We start from the raw sequence: 15,912 nt of genomic DNA, 5'->3' as shown, positions 1-15,912 counted from the left end.
CGAACGATGGTGCAGGCGGTCTGGAACGGGAAGGTGATTGCGGACAGCGACGATACGATCGTCGTCGAGGGCAATCATTATTTCCCGCGCGCGGCGGTCGATGCGGCGCTATTGTCCGACAGCGCGACGACCAGCTTTTGCCCGTGGAAGGGCGTGGCGCATTATCATAATGTCACCGCCGATGGGCAGGTGAACGAGGACGCGGCCTGGTATTATCCCGATCCCAAGGAAGCGGCAGCGGCGATCGCGGGCCGCATCGCGTTCTGGAAGGGGGTCGCGGTCGGCTGACCCGTTTCCCGCATGGTCATCGTCCCGCAAATCCTCGTCGATGCCGACGCCTGTCCGGTGAAGGACGAAATATACAAGGTCGCCTGGCGGCACGAGGTTGCGGTGAAGATCGTCAGCAACAGCCGGCTGCGCGTGCCAGATCATCCCTTGATCGAGCGCATCCTGGTCTCCGACGGCTTCGACGCCGCCGACGACTGGATCGCCGAGGCGGCGGACGCGACGAGCATCGTCGTGACCGCAGACATCCTGCTCGCCGATCGCGCGCTCAAGGCAGGCGCAACCGTTCTCGCGCCGACCGGCAAGCCCTTCACCACGGCGTCGATCGGCCCCGCGATCGCGACGCGCGCGATCATGGCCGACCTGCGCGCCGGGATGGGCGAGGGAGTCGGCGGGCCACCGCCCTTCTCGAAGGCCGACCGGTCGCAATTTCTGCAGGCGCTCGACGCGGCTTTGGTCCGGCTGAAGCGAGCAGGATAGGTTTCTTCGCTTTCTTTTCGGTCTCTTGTCATTTTTCTTCGCGCGAGTGACCGCGATCACCGCGAGATGTGACGTCATGCGGCAAAAACTCTTCATCGAAACATCAACCGCCCCCCCCGGCGGACAGATCGAGAGGAAGAGACGATGACCAGGAAGATGATCGCCCCCGTGTTGGCCCTGACGATCGCCCTGTCGGCGACCCCCGCGATGGCGCAGTCGGCGCAGCCCGCGCAGGGCGGCATGACGATCAGCAGCGGTCCGATCCAGATCCTGATCGGCCTTCTTCTTCCCGCGGTGCAGAAGGTCCGCGAGGCGGCGCGCTGATAAGCCTCCCGTTCCGTGCTGGCCCGTACGCCGGCACGGGGCCAGCCCTCCCGCCACGCAGGACCCCGGCGGGAGGGCACAATTTCCCCGCACAGCATTGCGGCGGCTTATCCGAAGGGGGACCGGCGAAGGGGGACCGGACGGAACCGCCGGCGCCGCCCGACCTCCCGAAAGGTGACGGTCGGGCGGCTTCGTTCAGTTGCCGGCGCTGCGATGACGGAAGAAAGCCAGCAGCAACACGACGGTGACGATGCCGACCATCGCGCCTGCAAAGGTCGTGACCAGCCGGATCGATTCGGCCGGGTCGTTCGAATGCCATGCCCCGCTTTGCGTCTGCCCGATCATCCACCAGGCGCCGCCGATGATGATCGCGTCGAGCAGGACCAGCCCGACGAGCGCACGAACCGATTTCTTCATGACCGCCTCCCCTGTCCGACGCGGACGCGATTCTATCATAGGGTCGCAGAATACCGAAATATCGGGCGCCGCGACGGCAGGATGTCTTTCGTTTGACCAGCCGCCATCGGCAGCGCATCCTTGGCGCCATGTCACGGCTCTACACGAACTTCTCCGAATTCTGGCCCTTTTACCTGCGCGAGCACAGCAAGCCGTGGACGCGGGCGCTCCACTATGTCGGGACCAGCCTTGTCGTGCTGATCGCGGTGGCGGCGTTGCTGACGGCGCGGTGGGGCTGGCTCGTCGCTTTGCCGGTTGCGGGTTATTTCTTCGCGTGGCTCGCGCATTTCGGGGTCGAGAAGAACCGGCCGGCGACCTTCACCTATCCGCTGTGGAGCCTCGCCGCCGACTTCCGGATGTGGGCGCTGTGGCTGACCGGGAGGCTGGGTCCCGAACTCGACCGCGCGGGGGTCGAGCGGGGTTCGCGCCGACAAATCGATCAGAGTTAGCGAGAGGCTGCGTTGGCGGCTATTGCGAATGATTCTTAATTTGCGGGTTCCTATTGGAGACCCGCCATGCCGACCGACCTCGCCAAAACCTTCACCTATCTGTCGCTCCATCTGACCATCGGGTTCAGCGTCGCCTATGTGATGACCGGATCGGTCGCGCTCGCGGGCGGGATCGCGATCGTCGAGCCCTGTATCAATGCCGTCGCATTCTTCTTCCATGAAAAGGCGTGGAAGCGGGCCGGGGCCGGGCGTAGGCTGCTTGCGGCCTGAGCGCCCTTTCCCGAGTCCCGCCTTTTCAACCGAAGGAGATTCCGCATGACCGTCAATCGCGCATCCGCCCGCTACGAAGGCTTCGGCAAGGAAGGCAAGGGGGCGATCACGACCAGATCGGGGGTGCTGAACGCGCAGCCCTATGGCTTCGGGACGCGCTTCGAGGGGCAGCCGGGGACGAACCCCGAGGAGCTGATCGCCGCGGCACATGCGGCCTGTTTCACGATGGCGCTGTCCTTCGGGCTCGCGCGCGCGGGCTATAGCGGTGGTTCGCTCGAGACGAGCGCCGAGGTGACGCTCGATCAGGTCGACGGCGGGTTCGAAATTTCCAAATCGGCGCTGACGCTGACCGGCAAGGTGCCGGGGATATCGGCCGACGAGTTCGCGGCGATCGCGAAGGAGGCCGAGATGAACTGCCCGGTGTCGAAGCTGCTCGATTGCGAGATCACGCTCGAACACACGCTCGAAAGCTAGGCCGCGCGGCGAAGCGGCGACGGCAGTTCGTCGGCCATGAAGTCGAACGCGCCCTGCGCCGGAGCAAGCAGCGACCAGCTTTGGAGGACGCGATGGCGGCTGTGGCCGACATGGCTTTCGATCAGGGCGAGCTCGCGCGGGATCCAGTGCCAGGCGACCTGGACCGGATCGAACGGGTGTCGGCCAACGCCCAGCGTGACGTGCGGGCGCAGGCCCGACTGACGATACCGGGGCTCGATCCCCTCCGGCGCGAGCAGCGCGACGATCGCCTCGTAAAGCTGGCGGATGCCGGCGATGCTTCCGACGGTGGTTAGTTCGGCGCCGGCGTCCTTGCTGACGATGCGGCCGAAGGGGATCGCCGCTGCGGCGGGCAGCCCGGCCTCGAACGCCTTGGCGACGCGCTGGCGCAGGAAGGGATGCGGCGCCGCGGTTTCGTCGATGGTGCAGAGCGTGAGGTGGTAATTCTGCGGCTTCAATCCGGCGAACAGGTCTCCCGCCACCGGCGGCAATTGGCGCGCGAGCCAGCCGGCGCGGTCGGCCGGAACCTGAAAGCCCGGGAAATAGCGGAACATCGGCGTCATCGGTTTTCCTCCGAATCGGGCAATGTTCCTATTATGTTCTCATTGGGCGTAAGAGTCGAATCATCGCGGGAGCGCGCGCTACTGGCAGTTGCCGTCGCGTTTTTCCTCCTGGCCCGTCGACAGGAACCAGCGCGATTTCGCGGCGTCGGCTTCCTCGTCATAATAGCAGACGTCGGTCGCGCCGGTGCGCGGGTCGACCAGCACCGCCCATTGATGCGGGCCGCAATTATGCGCCTCGCACGCCCACGACATGACCTTGCCGCCGCGCATCTCGATCGGGCCCGCCGGACCATCGAGCGTGGTGATCGCTTTCAGCGCCGCCTTGTCCTTGACGCTGGCTGCGATGCCCGCCTTGACGAGCGCATGGTCGTTCCACGCGACGCCGTCGACCTTGTCGAACGGATATTTCCCAACATAGGAGGCGAGCTTCGACCCGGCCGTCGGTGGCAGCGGCGAGGGCGTCTCGGCCGGTTTTGCGGCGGCGGTTGCGGGCGCGGGGGCAGGCGTCGGTTGCGGGGCGGCCTGAGCTGTCGTCGTGGCGGCGCCCGCGGGCATCTCCCCGGCCTTTTCGCCGCAGGCGGCGAGCATCAGCGCCACGGCGGGCAGGCATATCGTCAAACGGCGGATGGTCATGGCTTTCCCCCTGAAACACGAATTTCCGATAGCGGACACGGCGGTGCGCGAATCGCAGCCTAGCATCGTTGCGCCCGCCATGTCATCGTCGGCACGACGCTACCGGGCCGAGGCGATGACGGAAAAGGTACCATTGCTGTCGGGCGAGCAGATGTGAGGAGAGATTTGGATGTCTGACGAAGATCCCTCGGCGCTGATCGATGCCAAGATCGCGTCGCTTGGCGACTGGCGCGGCGCGACGCTGGCGAAGCTCCGCGCCCTGATCCGCGAGGCCGATCCCGACGTCGTCGAAACGGTCAAGTGGCGCAAGCCGACCAATCCCGGCGGGGTGCCGACATGGGAGCATGCGGGGGTGCTGTGCACCGGCGAAACCTACAAGGACAAGGTCAAGCTGACCTTCGCCAAGGGGGCGGCGATCGACGATCCGGCGCGCCTGTTCAATGCGAGCCTCGACGGCAATGTCCGGCGTGCGATCGATCTGTTCGAAGGCGACGGGGTCGATGCCGCGGCGTTCAGGGCGCTTGTTCGCGGCGCGGTCGAAGCGAATCTTGCGAAGCCTGCACGCACCAAGTCGTAACGTTCGATCGCCCCGCGTCGCTGCGGGGCGCCCCGCATCGGACGCTCCCTCCGCCGCGCTATTGGGCCGGTCGGCAATCCTTGAGCCAGAGGACATGCTTATACTCGTCGAAATCCTCGACGGTGCCCGTCAGCTTGATCGCCTTGTCGGGCTTGAGCTGGAGCGAATAGGCGGCCTGGCCCGGTGCCATATAGCAGACGATGTCGGTCTTGAACGGCGCCTGGTTGGGCAGGCGGATCGCCTGTTCCCAAGGGTTCGGAACCTTGTAGCCGATGCGGAAGGCATTGCCGTCCTTGGTGACATAGGCGACGGTGCCGTCGACGGTGAACTGCTTGCCCTTGTACCGCGTCAACACGCCCGCGGCGTTGCGCTCGGTGTCCTTCGACACTTGCTGCGACAGGCCGAGCGCGCTGATCTTGACCGGGGCGGCGGCGACGGTCGTCGCGGTCGCGCCCTTCTTCGCGGCGGCTGCACCCGCCTTTCCGCCCTTGATCGCGTTCAGCATGCCGCACATTTCGGCCATCGCCAGCTCGGTCTTCGTCGACTGGCCGGCGCGCAGCTTGGCCTCCATCACGACCGTGCCGATACCGCCGGTCTGCGTGGCGGTGATCTGGATCGGAAAGGCGCGCGCGCCGCCGGTCATCGGCTGTTCGATCAGCATCGACCCGAACTCGGCCTCATCGGCCATGATGTCATAGCCCTTGCCCGCGGCGATTCCGCGCATCTGGCCGATCGCGACCGCGGGCGGCAGGTCGGCGACGGTTACCGCGGCCGTGAAGCGAAGCCCGGTGATCGCATTGCCCTTTTTCACAAAGGCTTCCTCGCAGGTCGCGGCGCGGACGGGCGTGGCGGTGAGCAGCAGGGCAACGGGGGCGAACGCAGCGGCAAGGCGTAGGGCGGTCATGGGGTCTCCTGACGTTTATGTTGCAGCGGACAATGTGCCCCAGCCGATGCGCGATGGCAATGAGTAACCCCCTCATATAATGATGGATTAGGCGATCGGGGGAATCCTCCTCTTTGTCTTGATCTCAACCTTGGTTGAGCTTTCACAAGGGTCGGCAGATGATTCGTTTCGAGGAGCCTTTGCCGATGTTGCACCACAGCCAGCCGCCGCTTCCGGCCGAAGATCGCCCCGAAGACGGTGCGGGACGGCCATCCTTCCTGTCGCGCTATCTGGCGCGCATCGGGCTCGCCAGACGGCCTGCGCCGACGCAGGAGGGGCTTGCATGGCTCCAGGCCGCGCACCAGGCCGCGATTCCGTTCGAATCCTTCGACGCGCTCACCGGCGCGGGGGTCGACATTGCCCCCGAGGCGATCGAGGCGAAGCTGGTCGACCGTGGGCGCGGCGGCTATTGCTTCGAGCAGAATGCGCTGTTCCTTCGCGTCCTCTCCGAACTGGGTTTCGACGCCGAGGGGTTGATCGGGCGGGTGCGCTGGATGCTGCCCGACGACGCTCCGGCGACCCCGCGCACCCACATGACCATCCGCGTCAGGCTCGACGGACGGCCGTGGCTGGTCGACGTCGGCTTCGGCGCGACGGTGCCGCCGCAGCCGCTGGCCATGGACCTGCCCGGCGCGGCGCAGCCGACGCGGCACGAAACCTATCGCGTCACGCCGCACGGCGGCGGCCACCGCGTCGAGGCCGCGGTCGCGGACGAGTGGCGGGTGCTGTACGACCTTGAAGATGCGCCCGCGCCCGCGATCGATTACGAGGTCGGCAACTGGTACACATCGCAGCATCCCGCCTCGCATTTCCGCCACCAGCTAATTGCGGCACGGACGACGGACGAGGCGCGGTACGGCCTGCGCGACAACCGGCTGACGATCCGCCGCGCCGACGGCGGCATCGATCAACGCCACCTGTCGGCCGATGCGATCGAGGCGGCGCTGCGCGAGATCTTTCTGCTGATCCCCGAACCGGGCTGGCGCCGGGTCATCGAGCGCGCGGCGACGGCGGAGGTCGTCGCCTAGGGTCAGGACCCTAGTTGCAGCCCGTTCCTTCCTTGCGCGCCGCCCAGCCGATCGCGCCGTTGACCATCTGCAGGTGCGTCGCGTCGCGCCATGCCTCGGCGCGGTGGCCGAGCGCCGAGTAGAAGATGCGCGCACGGCCCTCGCAGCGCCACCAGATCAGCGCATGGCCGTCGCCCATCCGCAGTTTCGGATCGAGCCGCAGCGTGCCCTCGTCGAGCCACGCTACCACATGCGCGTCGGCGGCGGGCGGGGCGTCCCAGCTGTAATATTCGTCGGTCCAGCGCCAGCGTTCGGGCAGGTGCCGGGTCGCGGGATGGCCGCGCCCCTTGACGCTCAGCCACGCCGCCTGGAACTGGTCGGCGCCGCCCGGGTGGCCGATGAAATTGCCGTTGCCGCGCATCCGGACGAACCAGTCGGGGTGGCTGCCGTCACCCGCGCTGTGGAGGCCGACGAAACCGCCGCCGCGCGCGATGAACGCCCGAAGGGCGGCGCGCTGCTCGGGGGTATAGATGTCGCCGCTGGCATTGGCGAAGACGATGACGTCGAACTTGGCCAGGCTCTCTGGATTGAACACCGCGGCGTTCTCGGTCGCGAAGCTGCTCCAGCCGCGCGCCTTCACCAGTTTTTCGATCGCGGGCACCGCCTGGGCAATGCTGTCGTGGCGATAGCCGTTGGTCTTGCTGACGATCAGCACCGCGGGGTGTTTCAGTTCGGGCAGCGCCGGCGCGACGGTGTCGAAGGTCGGCGCCGGGCGGCGGGGGTCGGGTACCGCCGCGGGCGGGGCGGGCGTCGATCCGGCCTGCAGCGTCAGCAGCAGCATGGCGGCAAGTTTGGCGGTGGGCATCCCGGTCTCCTGTCCGTTGGGTCGCCTTGCTAATGATAGCGGTGGCCTGGCGCAACGACCTCGCTCTGCGCGAACAGCCGTACCTTTGCCCGTCGCGACGCTAAAAAGCCGTACCGAAGGAAATCGAGAAGCGCTTCGAGCGGTCGCCTTCCTGCCGCACGACCGGTTCGGCGAAATTGATGCGGAACTTGCCGCCCGGCGTGTTGAGCGACACGCCGATGCCGACCGCGACCCGCGGCTTGGCTGAATTGCCGATCAGCATTTCGCCGGGCGCGAGGTCGGACTTGCGCGCGCCGAACACCGATCCGGCGTCGACGAACAGGCTGGGGGTGATGCCGAAGCGGTTCGTCCCTGCGCCCGGCCGGACCGACACCTCGAAACGCGCGACATAGTATGCGCGACCGCCGATCGCGGTGGTTTCGCCCGGCGCCGCGGCGGTCGGCACGACCTTGGGGCCGAGGCCGCGCAGATCGAAACCCCGCATCGCATTGCCGCCGATGTAGAAGCGGTCGAACAGCGGCACCTCGCGCCCGCCGAGCGAGGTCAGGAACCCGCCCTCGACCCCGAGCGAGAGGACGAGGTCGCTGCCGAGGCCTGCGTAGGCGGTGCCGCCGATCCGCCATTTGGCATAGCGCGATGTGCCGCCCGGTCCGGCGAGATCCTGCACGATGCGGACCTGGAAACCGCGCGTCGGATCGACCGCGCTGTTGCGCCGGTCGAGGCTGAGCGCGAGGCTGAGGATCGAGCTGCGCGAGCGGCCGAGCGCGTTGCAGAAGGCGCCGCCGAGCAGTGCCGGATCGCAGACGGTATCCTTGTCCTTGATGCGGAAATTCTCTTTCGCGAAGCGATAGTTCGCGGTCGCACGAAAGCCGCCCTTGATCGCCTTGCCGATCAATATATTCGCGCCGCGCGCATCCTGCCGGAATTCGGAGGATTGCTTGTCGCTGCCGAACCCGATCGCCGACGAGCGCGACCAGAACAGGGTCGGCGCGAAGGCGAAGCGGCTGCCCATGAAATTGGCGTCGGAATAACCGACCTCGGCCTGTGTCTGGATGTCCGAATAGCGGAACAGTGCGGTGATGTCGCGGCCGGGGCCACTGATATTGGTGCGCGACAGCTTGATCGATCCGACCGGCCCCTCGATCGACGAATAGCCGCCCGACAGCGCCAGCCCGCCGCGCGGTAGCGGTTCGGGGCTCAGCAGGTCGACTTCCTTGGCCTGTGCCTCGCCTTCTACCGTGCTGCCCTCGGGGCCGATTTCGGGCGGCGGCGCCTCGGCGGCAGGGGCGCTTTGACCGAGTTCGGACGCCTCGGGCCGCGGCGCTGCCGCGGCGAGCGTCACGCCCCCCTCGCCATGCCCCGCCGGCAGATCGAGAAGCGGCGCATGCATCGGGGAGACGCCGCCCGCGCTGTCGGGGATCAGCGAGCTTGGGCCATTGCCGCCGTCGGGCCCGCAGGCTGTTTCGGGGCAGGCTTCGCCGCCGGGCCGCTCCAGGTCGGGCGGCGCGGCGAGCGCCTGTCGCTGTGTCCCCTGATCGCCGAGCCAGGACACGGCGGATATATCGGCGTCAAAAGCCGGAAATCCCGCGTCCATGGCGTGCGCTTCCTGTTCGGCTGCAAAGGGGGCATCGGCCAGGGGCACCGCGCCCGAAGGCGCGCTGTCCGCCGCCGGAGCGGCAAGGACGATGGCGGCGGGAAGTGGGAGAGCAGCGGGGAGGAGGGCCGGGACGGGGAGCTCGGGGGATGTGGCGGCCGGGGGCGGAGGCTGCGGCAGATCGGGTGCCGCAAAGGCCGGCGCAGCCGGAGGCGCGGCGTGGACCAGCGTTTCGGACGCCGCTGCGACCGCAGCCGGGGCATCCGCGGGCGGGCTGGGCGACGCCGAAGTCCGCCAGCGATGTGGCGGCTGCAATGCGCCGACCGGTTCGAACAGGAACGGGCCGACGCGCGTCGGCGTCGCCGACAGTGCAATCGCGCCCGGCCCACCCGTATCGGACGGATCGACAGAGGGCCGATCGATCGCCGGCGACGGACGCGGAAGGTCGGGCGTGAACCGCGGCGGCGGGTCCAGCGGTGCGGAATCGCCGATCCCGATCGCGGCCGCGACGCCCAGTGCAGTTCCCTGCACGGCGTAGCCGACGCCCCGGAACAGAATTCCGTAACCGTACAACTGTTTTTCCCCCCTTTCGCGGCCGGCTAGCCACCGGCCGCTGCCGCCGCCCGGGTCATGATTCCCGGAACGATCGGTTGAAGCTGTCGATCATCGGCTGGAAGAGATATTGCAGTAGCGAGCTGGACCCGAGATCGATGAACACTTCGGCGGGCATCCCCGACATGAGCCGCACGTCGGGATAGCGCTTGAGCTGCTCGGGAGAGATTTCGACGATCACCTTGTAATATAGCTGGTGCGCGTCCTGGTCGTAGATCGCATCGGGGCTCACCTCGCGCACCGTGCCGATCAGGTTCGGGATCACCCGCGCCTTGTAGGGCGTCAGCTTCACTTCCGCTTTCAGTCCCGCATGGACCATGTCGATGTCGGTGGGACGCAGCCGCGCCGATACGACGATTTTTTCCGACGTCGGGACGATGTCGAGGATCGGCTGCCCCGATCCCAGCACGCCGCCCGGCGTGATCAGCCGCAGGTTCGCGACTCGTCCGTCGATCGGGGCCAGGATCTGCTTGCGGTTGCGGACGTCGGTGCTGACCTTGAGCTGCTCGCGCGCCTCGGCGATCTTGAGCTGAACCTCGCGCTGCTGCTGCGCCGCGTCGAGCACCATCTGTCCGCGCAGCGACGTCATCTGCGCCTGCGTTTCGCCGATCGCGTCGCGCAGCCGGTCCATATTGTTGGTCAGCTTGCCGCGTTCGCCGGCAACCGCCGATTTCTGACGTTGCAGCGCGAGCAAGCGCGACTTGCGCTCCAGCCCCTCGTCGACGAGCATGTTTACGCCCATTTCCTCTTCGTCGAGCAATTTGGCCTGGTCGCCGAGCGCCACGATCTGCGCGCCCGCACTGCGAATGTCGGCGTTCGCCTGACTGATCCGCTGCGACAGGATCGCCGACTGTTCGGACAGCCCGCGGCGGCGCGAAATGAATTCGGCGTTCGATGCGGCGATGATTTCCTTGACCTCGGGATCGCTTGCGGCCGCGAGCAGTTCGGCCGGGTAACTGATCCGGTCGAGCCGCAGCCGTTCGGCGGTGAGCCGCGCGTCCTGCGCGAGGAGGCCATAATAGCTGGAGCGCAGCGCGGCGTCGGATGCGTCGTTCTGCGTCGCGTCGAGCAGCACCAGCGGCTGGCCGGCGCGGACCTGCTGCCCCTCGACGACCAGGAATTTGCTGACGATGCCGCCTTCCAGATGCTGCACGGTGCGGCGCCCGCCGCCCGCCGCTTCGAGGAAGCCCGAGGCGATGGCGGCGCTGTTGAGCGGTGCCGCCCAGCTCCAGATACCGAAGGCGACGGCGAACAGCCCGATCGCGACCATCGCGAGTCGCATCGACCCCCCGACCTTTGGCGCGGTGAAATCCGCCGCCGGTGCAGGGAGGGCGAGCGGACCGGCCTCGCTGCCGGCGTCGAGACGCACCGGAATGTTCACGCCCCCATCCCCTTTTCGTTCGCCATTGCCGGAGGCGTCTTCGGACCGCCCGGCGCGCCGCCCGGCTGGATCACCCGCCGCTTCCCGGCCATCTCCTCGACCACGGTGCGCGCGTCGCCGAATTTCGCGGCCTGCCCGTCGATCATCAGCAGGATCTTGTCGGCAAGCTCGAGCAGGTTCGATCGGTGCGAGACGATGATCGTCGTCACGTTCATCGCCTTCAGCTTCTTGATCGTGCCGAGCAGCGCTGCGTCGCCGCGCGCGTCGAGGCTGGCGTTGGGTTCGTCGAGCACGACGAGCGGCGGCATGCCGAACAGCGCCCGGGCCAGGCCGACGCGCTGGCGTTGCCCACCCGAAAGCTGGTGGCCGCCGTCGGTCAGCACGCAGTCATAGCCGCCGTCGAGCTGAAGGATCATGTCGTGACAATCGGCCAGCTTCGCTGCTGCGATCACATCGGCGTCGCTCGCGCCGGGACGGAAGCGCGCGATGTTCTGGCGGATGCTGCCGGGCAGCAGCTCGACGTCCTGCGGCAGATAGCCGACGTTCGGGCCGAAGTCGCTGCGCATCCAGTCGAACGTGTCGGCCCCGTCGAGGCGGACATGCCCCGCGCTCGGCTTGAGGACGCCGACAAGGAGCCGCGACAGCGTCGTCTTGCCCGACGCCGACGGACCGACGATCGCCAGCGCGGTGCCTGCATCGATCGCGAAGCTGACATTCTTCAGGATCGCGCCCTTCATTCCGGGCGCGGCATAGCTCAACCGTTCGACCGCCATCGCTCCGGTCGGCTTCGGAAGCGACATCTGCGAGGGACGCGGGCGCGGCAGGTCGCAGAAGCGCGACAGGCGGCGCAGGCTCTCGCGTGCGAGGACGAACTGCTTCCAATAGCTCATCGCGGCTTCGATCGGCGCGAGCAGCCGCGCGATGAGGATCGAGCCGGCGATCATCGCGCCGCCGGTGATCTGCTGGTCGAGCACGAGCAGCGCGCCGGTGCCCAGCAGAGCGATCTGGACGAAATTGCGGATGAACTTCATCCAGGCGAGGATCTTGCTCGACTGGAACTGGGTGCGGTCGACCGAATTGGTCTCTTCATAATATCGGTTCGCCCAGTGCGCGACGGTGTCGTCGGCCATCCCCATCGCGTCGATCGCCTCGCTGTTGCGGACGAGCGATTCGGCATATTGCATGTTGCGCGCGCCAAGCGCCTGCGCCTCGCTGATCGCAGCCCGGGTGATGCGCTCGTTATACCAGGTCAGCCCGAACAGGGTCACTGCACCGACCGCGGATATCAGGCCGAAAAGCGGATGGAGCAGGAAGACGATGAACAGGTAGAGCGGCACCCACAGCATATCGACGACGCTGAAGACCGTCGGGGTCGAGATGAAATTCTTGACCTGCGCCAGTTCGCGAAGCGCCTCGAGCCGCGTGTTCGGGGCGATCAGCCGCTGTTCGAGCGAACGGACGAGAAGCGACGGGCCGAGCCGCTGCGCGAGCCAGGTCCCGACCCGGTTCGCGACCTGCTGCCGGATGCCGTCGAGCATCGAACCGAGCCCGATCACCATCGTCACCGCGAGGACGAGGAAGAACAGGGTGTCCTTGCTCTGGCTCGACAGCACGCGATCGAAAATCTGCATCATGAACAACGACATGGCGAGGGCCGCCAGGTTGGTGATCATCGAGAAGAAGATGAGCTTGCCGGCGATCGCGCGCTGCGGAAGCAGGCTGTCGGTCAGGATGTTGCCGGTCCGCTCGCGGCCGAAGGCGGCAGTCAGGGCATTGAACGCCATGTCAGCGATCCCGCAGCGCCGGGCCGTCGCCCGTGTGGAGCGGCAGGACGAGACCCGAGATCAGGCCCGCCAGCTCCATCTGGCGATGCACGCCCAGCTTGGCGCGGACGCGCTTGAGGTAGGTGCGCGCGGTCTCTTCCGACAGTCCGCACCCTTCGGCGGCGTTGCCGAGGCTGCTAGATTTCAGGAACTGGCCCAGGAAGCGCTGTTCGGACGGCAGCAGCCCCAGCGCTTCGAGCAGCGAGCTCGGTGCGTCGACCTTGCCCGGACCCATCAGGATCAGCATCGCGCAACGCGCGGTGACATCGCCCGAGCGCGACTTCGCCGAGACGACGTAGGCGAGGCGCCATTCGCCGGTGCTGCAGTCGAGCCGGAACACATCCTCGACCGGCTGCGGTGCGGTCGCGGCGCGGCGGATGCTTTCGCGCAGTTCCTTCGCCTGCTGCGGATTGGCGGCGACGATCGCGCCGTCGGCGGACCGGATCAGCCATTTGCGCTGGCCGACGAGCGCGGTCGCCGCGCTGTTCATGAACAGCGGGCGTCCGTCCGCCGAAAGCAGCGCCATCGACAGCGAGACGCGGTCGAACATTGCCTCGAGCATGGCCGAGCGGCGCGACTGGCGCGCGAGCTGTGCGGCGTGGGTCGCCGAATCGGCGAGCAGCGGCGCGACCATCTGCAGCGAGGCGACATCGCGCTCGCTGAACCGCGCCGATCCGCCCTGCCGGAAAAAGAGCGCGCGGATGCTGGCGCCGCCGCGCTTCATCTGCAGCGCGATGCCGCAATCATAAAGCGCCGCCGCCGTATCGTCGCGCGCGTCATGTGCGCCGAGTTCGGCGCCGAAGCCCGTTCCGGCGATCTGGAAATGATGGACCGGCTGTTCGCCGATGCGCGACCACAGGTCGTCCATCATCGCGAGCAGCCGCTGCGTCGCCTGCGCGTCGCCGCGAACATGGTCGAAACCGAGCAGGAAAGCGTGCCGCTGCGCACCGCCCGCCGCGAATGCGACCGTCAGGATCGCCGAACTGATCTCGAACTGGCCCAGAAAATCGTGCCACACCTTGCGCGTGTTCGCCATGATGTCGGCGTCGCGCTGCTGCCCGGCGATCGGCTCGCCACGGTCGGGTTCGAAACTGGGCCCGGCGGGGTAGAAGACGTCGCCGCCCGCCTCGGCGAAAAGGGTCGAAAGTTCGGCATCCGAAGACATTATGGCCCCCCATGAAACATTGGACCCGTAGCGGGGGTAAGAATCCCGCAACAGGAAATGCACGCGCGACCATGATGTCCGGCGCGCTGTCCCGGTACGGATGGGACGACGCGCCTTGCCGATATGCCTTAAGCATTTGACTTTGCCGCCGACGGACGGACATCCGCGGGCAGCGCCCCTGCCGTGACGGCGGCAGGTGACGAGCCTTGTCTATTTCGATTCGGCGGACCGAGTCTATTATCCACTCGGACATATCCGTTTGGGTAGTTTCCCGCCTTCCCCCCGCGGCTTATCCTTCGGCCATCGAGATCGCCGGGGTCGCCGCTCGCATCGACGATGTCTCAGGAGGGGGCAAATGCAGGGACCATCGACCAGAAGCGCGCGCCTGCTATGCGCGTCCGGCGCACTCGCGATAGCGGCGATTCCCGCGCTTTTGCAGGCGCAGGCTCCGGCCCCGGGACGCGCGCCGTCGAGCACGATGGCCTCGCTTGCCAGGACCGTCATCGAAACCAATCCCGACATCGAAGCGCAGCGCCAGCAGGTGCGAATCACCAAGGCGCGACTCGCCACCGCGGAGGCCGGCTATTTCCCGACGGTCGAGGCGACCGGAACCGTCCAGCGGCGCGAGATCGACGTCAAGAATGGCGGCCGCGGCGATGCGAAATATACGTCGGCCAACGGAGCGGTCGAGGCGCGTCTGCGCTTCTACGATGGCAATCGCACCTATAATTCGGTGCAGATCGCAACCGCCGAGATGGCGGCGGCCGAAGCGGGACTCGATGCGACCATTTCGGACACGCTGCTCGAACTGCTCACCGCCGCCGCCGACGTTCATCTCCAGCGCAAGGTGCTGGAATATTCGCAGCAGCAAAGCGACGCGATCGGCGAACAGCTGCGCGCGACGTCGCGCAAGCTGGAATTCGGCGAGGCGACCCGCACCGATGAGGAGCTGGCGAAGGCCCGGTTCGCCACGGCGCAGGCCGGCGTCCTCGCCGCGACCGAGGAGCTCAACGTCAACGGCTACGAGTTCCGGACCGTGAGCGGGCAGTCGGCGACGACGCTTCCCGCGCTTCCCGCGCTTGCGCCCGTGCCCGACTCGCTTGCCTCGGCCCAGAAGATCGCGCTCGAGAACGCGCCGCGACTGCGCGCCGCGCGGCTTAATGCCGAGGCCGGAAAGGCCGGCGTGCAGTTCGCGGCGGGCGCGCTGTTTCCGCAGGTCGATGCGGTCGGCGGCTATGAATATCTGGCCGGCGGGGTGGCGAACCTGTTCACCGGCAAGCTGCCCGACGATCGCTCCTCGCTCTATGGCGGGCTCGAGGTTCGCGTGCCGATTTTCGTGCCGCGCGACCATGCCGAAATCGGCCGCGCACGCGCTGTCCGCGACCAGCGCCTGTCGCAGACCGACATCGCCGCCCGTACCGTCGGCGAGGAGGTCGCGAGTTACTGGACAAGGTGGCAATCGGCGAAGAGCACGATCGTCACCGCGACGGCGGCGGTAGCCGCGATCGAGCAGGCGGCCGAAGGGCTGAAGAAGGAGGCGCTCGGCGGGAACCGGACGCTGACCGATGTTCTCGACGCGCAGAACGAGTTGCTGACCGCGCGGGTCACGCTCGAACGCGCCAATCGCAACGAGTTCGTGGCGCGCGCGGGACTTCTCGCGGCGATCGGTCGGCTCGACGCAAATGCAATTCTCGAGGGGCGGTGTTGTACCGCCAGCGCGGCAGCGCTGCGTCCGGGCGCGTCGCTGCTCGGCCGTCCGGCGGTGGCGGTGGGCGAAACGATTGCGCGCGCAGATGCGGCTGCGGCGCTTCCCGCCGGCGCTGCCCGGCCCGAGCGGTCCGCCCTCGGGAGCGCGCCCGCCGCGGCGAGTCCTGCCGCCGGGCCGGCGGGCGGGGAAGCCTCGACGTCCGCCGCATCGGTCGGGGGACGGCCGTCCGCATCGGCCCTCGGACGCCGGTCGAAATAGCGCCACGACCTCGTCGAAATGGCAGGT

At 67.5% G+C, this 15,912-nt stretch carries 19 protein-coding genes; 10 read left to right on the top strand and 9 right to left on the bottom strand.

The genetic code is table 11. From position 1 onward, the window contains the following. Positions 1 to 6: 6 nt before the first annotated feature. The 3 genes from J1N50_RS16385 to J1N50_RS16375 all read left to right on the top strand — a co-directional run bounded on the left by J1N50_RS16385 (position 7) and on the right by J1N50_RS16375 (position 1,089). Positions 7 to 288, top strand: coding sequence for a DUF427 domain-containing protein (locus tag J1N50_RS16385; RefSeq protein WP_215355677.1), 282 nt, complete (start codon positions 7 to 9; stop codon positions 286 to 288). A 12-nt stretch (positions 289 to 300) separates the two neighbouring features. After that, on the top strand, positions 301 to 765 hold the full coding sequence (locus J1N50_RS16380; protein ID WP_215355675.1) for a YaiI/YqxD family protein: 465 nt from the start codon (positions 301 to 303) through the stop codon (positions 763 to 765). A 144-nt stretch (positions 766 to 909) separates the two neighbouring features. Next, positions 910 to 1,089, top strand: coding sequence for a hypothetical protein (locus tag J1N50_RS16375; protein WP_215355673.1), 180 nt, complete (start codon positions 910 to 912; stop codon positions 1,087 to 1,089). A gap of 195 nt (positions 1,090 to 1,284) precedes the next feature. Here the strand turns inward: J1N50_RS16375 and J1N50_RS16370 are convergent, their stop codons facing one another. After that, the gene (locus J1N50_RS16370) at positions 1,285 to 1,506 is read right to left on the bottom strand and encodes a hypothetical protein (protein ID WP_215355671.1); all 222 of its coding nucleotides are present in this window, start codon (positions 1,504 to 1,506) and stop codon (positions 1,285 to 1,287) included. Between the two features lie 128 nt (positions 1,507 to 1,634). Here J1N50_RS16370 and J1N50_RS16365 point away from each other — a divergent pair, with 128 nt between their 5' ends. From J1N50_RS16365 to J1N50_RS16355, 3 genes are all read left to right on the top strand, one after another. Next, the gene (locus J1N50_RS16365) at positions 1,635 to 1,994 is read left to right on the top strand and encodes an Mpo1-like protein (protein ID WP_215355721.1); all 360 of its coding nucleotides are present in this window, start codon (positions 1,635 to 1,637) and stop codon (positions 1,992 to 1,994) included. Positions 1,995 to 2,060: 66 nt separating this feature from the next. Further along, positions 2,061 to 2,264, top strand: coding sequence for a DUF2061 domain-containing protein (locus J1N50_RS16360; RefSeq protein ID WP_215355669.1), 204 nt, complete (start codon positions 2,061 to 2,063; stop codon positions 2,262 to 2,264). Positions 2,265 to 2,309: 45 nt separating this feature from the next. After that, the gene (locus J1N50_RS16355; protein ID WP_215355667.1) at positions 2,310 to 2,738 is read left to right on the top strand and encodes an OsmC family protein; all 429 of its coding nucleotides are present in this window, start codon (positions 2,310 to 2,312) and stop codon (positions 2,736 to 2,738) included. On the opposite strand, the gene J1N50_RS16350 is transcribed toward J1N50_RS16355, so the two are convergent. Further along, positions 2,735 to 3,319 (bottom strand): 2'-5' RNA ligase family protein, encoded by a 585-nt coding sequence (locus tag J1N50_RS16350; RefSeq protein WP_215355665.1) that lies wholly within the window; start codon positions 3,317 to 3,319, stop codon positions 2,735 to 2,737. The two genes, J1N50_RS16355 and J1N50_RS16350, sit on opposite strands and share 4 nt — an antisense overlap. Positions 3,320 to 3,397: 78 nt before the next feature. Beyond that, the gene (locus J1N50_RS16345; RefSeq protein ID WP_215355662.1) at positions 3,398 to 3,952 is read right to left on the bottom strand and encodes a hypothetical protein; all 555 of its coding nucleotides are present in this window, start codon (positions 3,950 to 3,952) and stop codon (positions 3,398 to 3,400) included. Between J1N50_RS16345 and J1N50_RS16340 the strand changes: the two genes are divergently transcribed. Both J1N50_RS16340 and J1N50_RS16335 read left to right on the top strand, forming a co-directional pair. Continuing rightward, on the top strand, positions 3,951 to 4,109 hold the full coding sequence (locus tag J1N50_RS16340) for a hypothetical protein (RefSeq protein ID WP_215355660.1): 159 nt from the start codon (positions 3,951 to 3,953) through the stop codon (positions 4,107 to 4,109). The genes J1N50_RS16345 and J1N50_RS16340 overlap by 2 nt on opposite strands. Before the next feature lie 12 nt (positions 4,110 to 4,121). Beyond that, on the top strand, positions 4,122 to 4,529 hold the full coding sequence (locus J1N50_RS16335) for a DUF1801 domain-containing protein (protein WP_215355658.1): 408 nt from the start codon (positions 4,122 to 4,124) through the stop codon (positions 4,527 to 4,529). A gap of 58 nt (positions 4,530 to 4,587) precedes the next feature. Here J1N50_RS16335 and J1N50_RS16330 read toward each other — a convergent pair whose 3' ends face one another. Continuing rightward, entirely contained in the window at positions 4,588 to 5,433 is an 846-nt protein-coding gene (locus J1N50_RS16330) for a hypothetical protein (protein ID WP_215355656.1), read from the bottom strand. A gap of 158 nt (positions 5,434 to 5,591) precedes the next feature. On the opposite strand from J1N50_RS16330, the gene J1N50_RS16325 reads away from it, so the two are divergent. After that, a complete protein-coding gene (locus J1N50_RS16325; RefSeq protein ID WP_246553669.1) occupies positions 5,592 to 6,500 on the top strand; it encodes an arylamine N-acetyltransferase family protein in 909 nt (302 codons plus the stop codon). Between the two features lie 10 nt (positions 6,501 to 6,510). Here the strand turns inward: J1N50_RS16325 and J1N50_RS16320 are convergent, their stop codons facing one another. The 5 genes from J1N50_RS16320 to J1N50_RS16300 all read right to left on the bottom strand — a co-directional run bounded on the left by J1N50_RS16320 (position 6,511) and on the right by J1N50_RS16300 (position 13,919). Beyond that, entirely contained in the window at positions 6,511 to 7,344 is an 834-nt protein-coding gene (locus tag J1N50_RS16320; protein WP_246553667.1) for a ThuA domain-containing protein, read from the bottom strand. A gap of 100 nt (positions 7,345 to 7,444) precedes the next feature. Next, complete coding sequence (locus J1N50_RS16315; RefSeq protein WP_215355654.1) at positions 7,445 to 9,511, bottom strand: BamA/OMP85 family outer membrane protein; 2,067 nt, start codon at positions 9,509 to 9,511, stop codon at positions 7,445 to 7,447. 55 nt (positions 9,512 to 9,566) lie between these two features. Next, entirely contained in the window at positions 9,567 to 10,931 is a 1,365-nt protein-coding gene (locus J1N50_RS16310) for an HlyD family type I secretion periplasmic adaptor subunit (RefSeq protein ID WP_215355652.1), read from the bottom strand. Then, on the bottom strand, positions 10,928 to 12,715 hold the full coding sequence (locus J1N50_RS16305; RefSeq protein WP_215355650.1) for a type I secretion system permease/ATPase: 1,788 nt from the start codon (positions 12,713 to 12,715) through the stop codon (positions 10,928 to 10,930). The genes J1N50_RS16310 and J1N50_RS16305 overlap by 4 nt, the downstream gene beginning before the upstream one ends. 1 nt (position 12,716) lies before the next feature. Then, positions 12,717 to 13,919, bottom strand: coding sequence for a helix-turn-helix transcriptional regulator (locus J1N50_RS16300; RefSeq protein ID WP_215355647.1), 1,203 nt, complete (start codon positions 13,917 to 13,919; stop codon positions 12,717 to 12,719). Between the two features lie 355 nt (positions 13,920 to 14,274). On the opposite strand from J1N50_RS16300, the gene J1N50_RS16295 reads away from it, so the two are divergent. Beyond that, positions 14,275 to 15,885, top strand: coding sequence for a TolC family protein (locus J1N50_RS16295; RefSeq protein ID WP_215355645.1), 1,611 nt, complete (start codon positions 14,275 to 14,277; stop codon positions 15,883 to 15,885). Positions 15,886 to 15,912 lie beyond the last annotated feature (27 nt).

The organism is Sphingopyxis soli (assembly GCF_018682675.1).
Classification (GTDB): Bacteria; Pseudomonadota; Alphaproteobacteria; order Sphingomonadales; family Sphingomonadaceae; genus Sphingopyxis; species Sphingopyxis soli.
The sequence above is the reverse complement of the archived record's forward strand: the minus strand, read 5'-3'. Positions and strand labels throughout refer to the sequence as shown.

Excerpts from the sequence above, each read along its gene's own strand:
- J1N50_RS16380 (WP_215355675.1), top strand. The coding sequence starts at position 301 with ATGGTCATCGTCCCGCAAATCCTCGTCGATGCCGACGCCTGTCCGGTG.
- J1N50_RS16355 (WP_215355667.1), top strand. The coding sequence starts at position 2,310 with ATGACCGTCAATCGCGCATCCGCCCGCTACGAAGGCTTCGGCAAGGAA.
- J1N50_RS16305 (WP_215355650.1), bottom strand. The coding sequence starts at position 12,715 with ATGGCGTTCAATGCCCTGACTGCCGCCTTCGGCCGCGAGCGGACCGGC.
- J1N50_RS16330 (WP_215355656.1), bottom strand. The coding sequence starts at position 5,433 with ATGACCGCCCTACGCCTTGCCGCTGCGTTCGCCCCCGTTGCCCTGCTG.
- J1N50_RS16340 (WP_215355660.1), top strand. The coding sequence starts at position 3,951 with ATGGCTTTCCCCCTGAAACACGAATTTCCGATAGCGGACACGGCGGTG.
- J1N50_RS16345 (WP_215355662.1), bottom strand. The coding sequence starts at position 3,952 with ATGACCATCCGCCGTTTGACGATATGCCTGCCCGCCGTGGCGCTGATG.
- J1N50_RS16385 (WP_215355677.1), top strand. The coding sequence starts at position 7 with ATGGTGCAGGCGGTCTGGAACGGGAAGGTGATTGCGGACAGCGACGAT.
- J1N50_RS16360 (WP_215355669.1), top strand. The coding sequence starts at position 2,061 with ATGCCGACCGACCTCGCCAAAACCTTCACCTATCTGTCGCTCCATCTG.
- J1N50_RS16375 (WP_215355673.1), top strand. The coding sequence starts at position 910 with ATGACCAGGAAGATGATCGCCCCCGTGTTGGCCCTGACGATCGCCCTG.
- J1N50_RS16295 (WP_215355645.1), top strand. The coding sequence starts at position 14,275 with ATGCAGGGACCATCGACCAGAAGCGCGCGCCTGCTATGCGCGTCCGGC.
- J1N50_RS16365 (WP_215355721.1), top strand. The coding sequence starts at position 1,635 with ATGTCACGGCTCTACACGAACTTCTCCGAATTCTGGCCCTTTTACCTG.
- J1N50_RS16370 (WP_215355671.1), bottom strand. The coding sequence starts at position 1,506 with ATGAAGAAATCGGTTCGTGCGCTCGTCGGGCTGGTCCTGCTCGACGCG.
- J1N50_RS16300 (WP_215355647.1), bottom strand. The coding sequence starts at position 13,919 with ATGTCTTCGGATGCCGAACTTTCGACCCTTTTCGCCGAGGCGGGCGGC.
- J1N50_RS16320 (WP_246553667.1), bottom strand. The coding sequence starts at position 7,344 with ATGCCCACCGCCAAACTTGCCGCCATGCTGCTGCTGACGCTGCAGGCC.
- J1N50_RS16350 (WP_215355665.1), bottom strand. The coding sequence starts at position 3,319 with ATGACGCCGATGTTCCGCTATTTCCCGGGCTTTCAGGTTCCGGCCGAC.
- J1N50_RS16335 (WP_215355658.1), top strand. The coding sequence starts at position 4,122 with ATGTCTGACGAAGATCCCTCGGCGCTGATCGATGCCAAGATCGCGTCG.
- J1N50_RS16325 (WP_246553669.1), top strand. The coding sequence starts at position 5,592 with ATGATTCGTTTCGAGGAGCCTTTGCCGATGTTGCACCACAGCCAGCCG.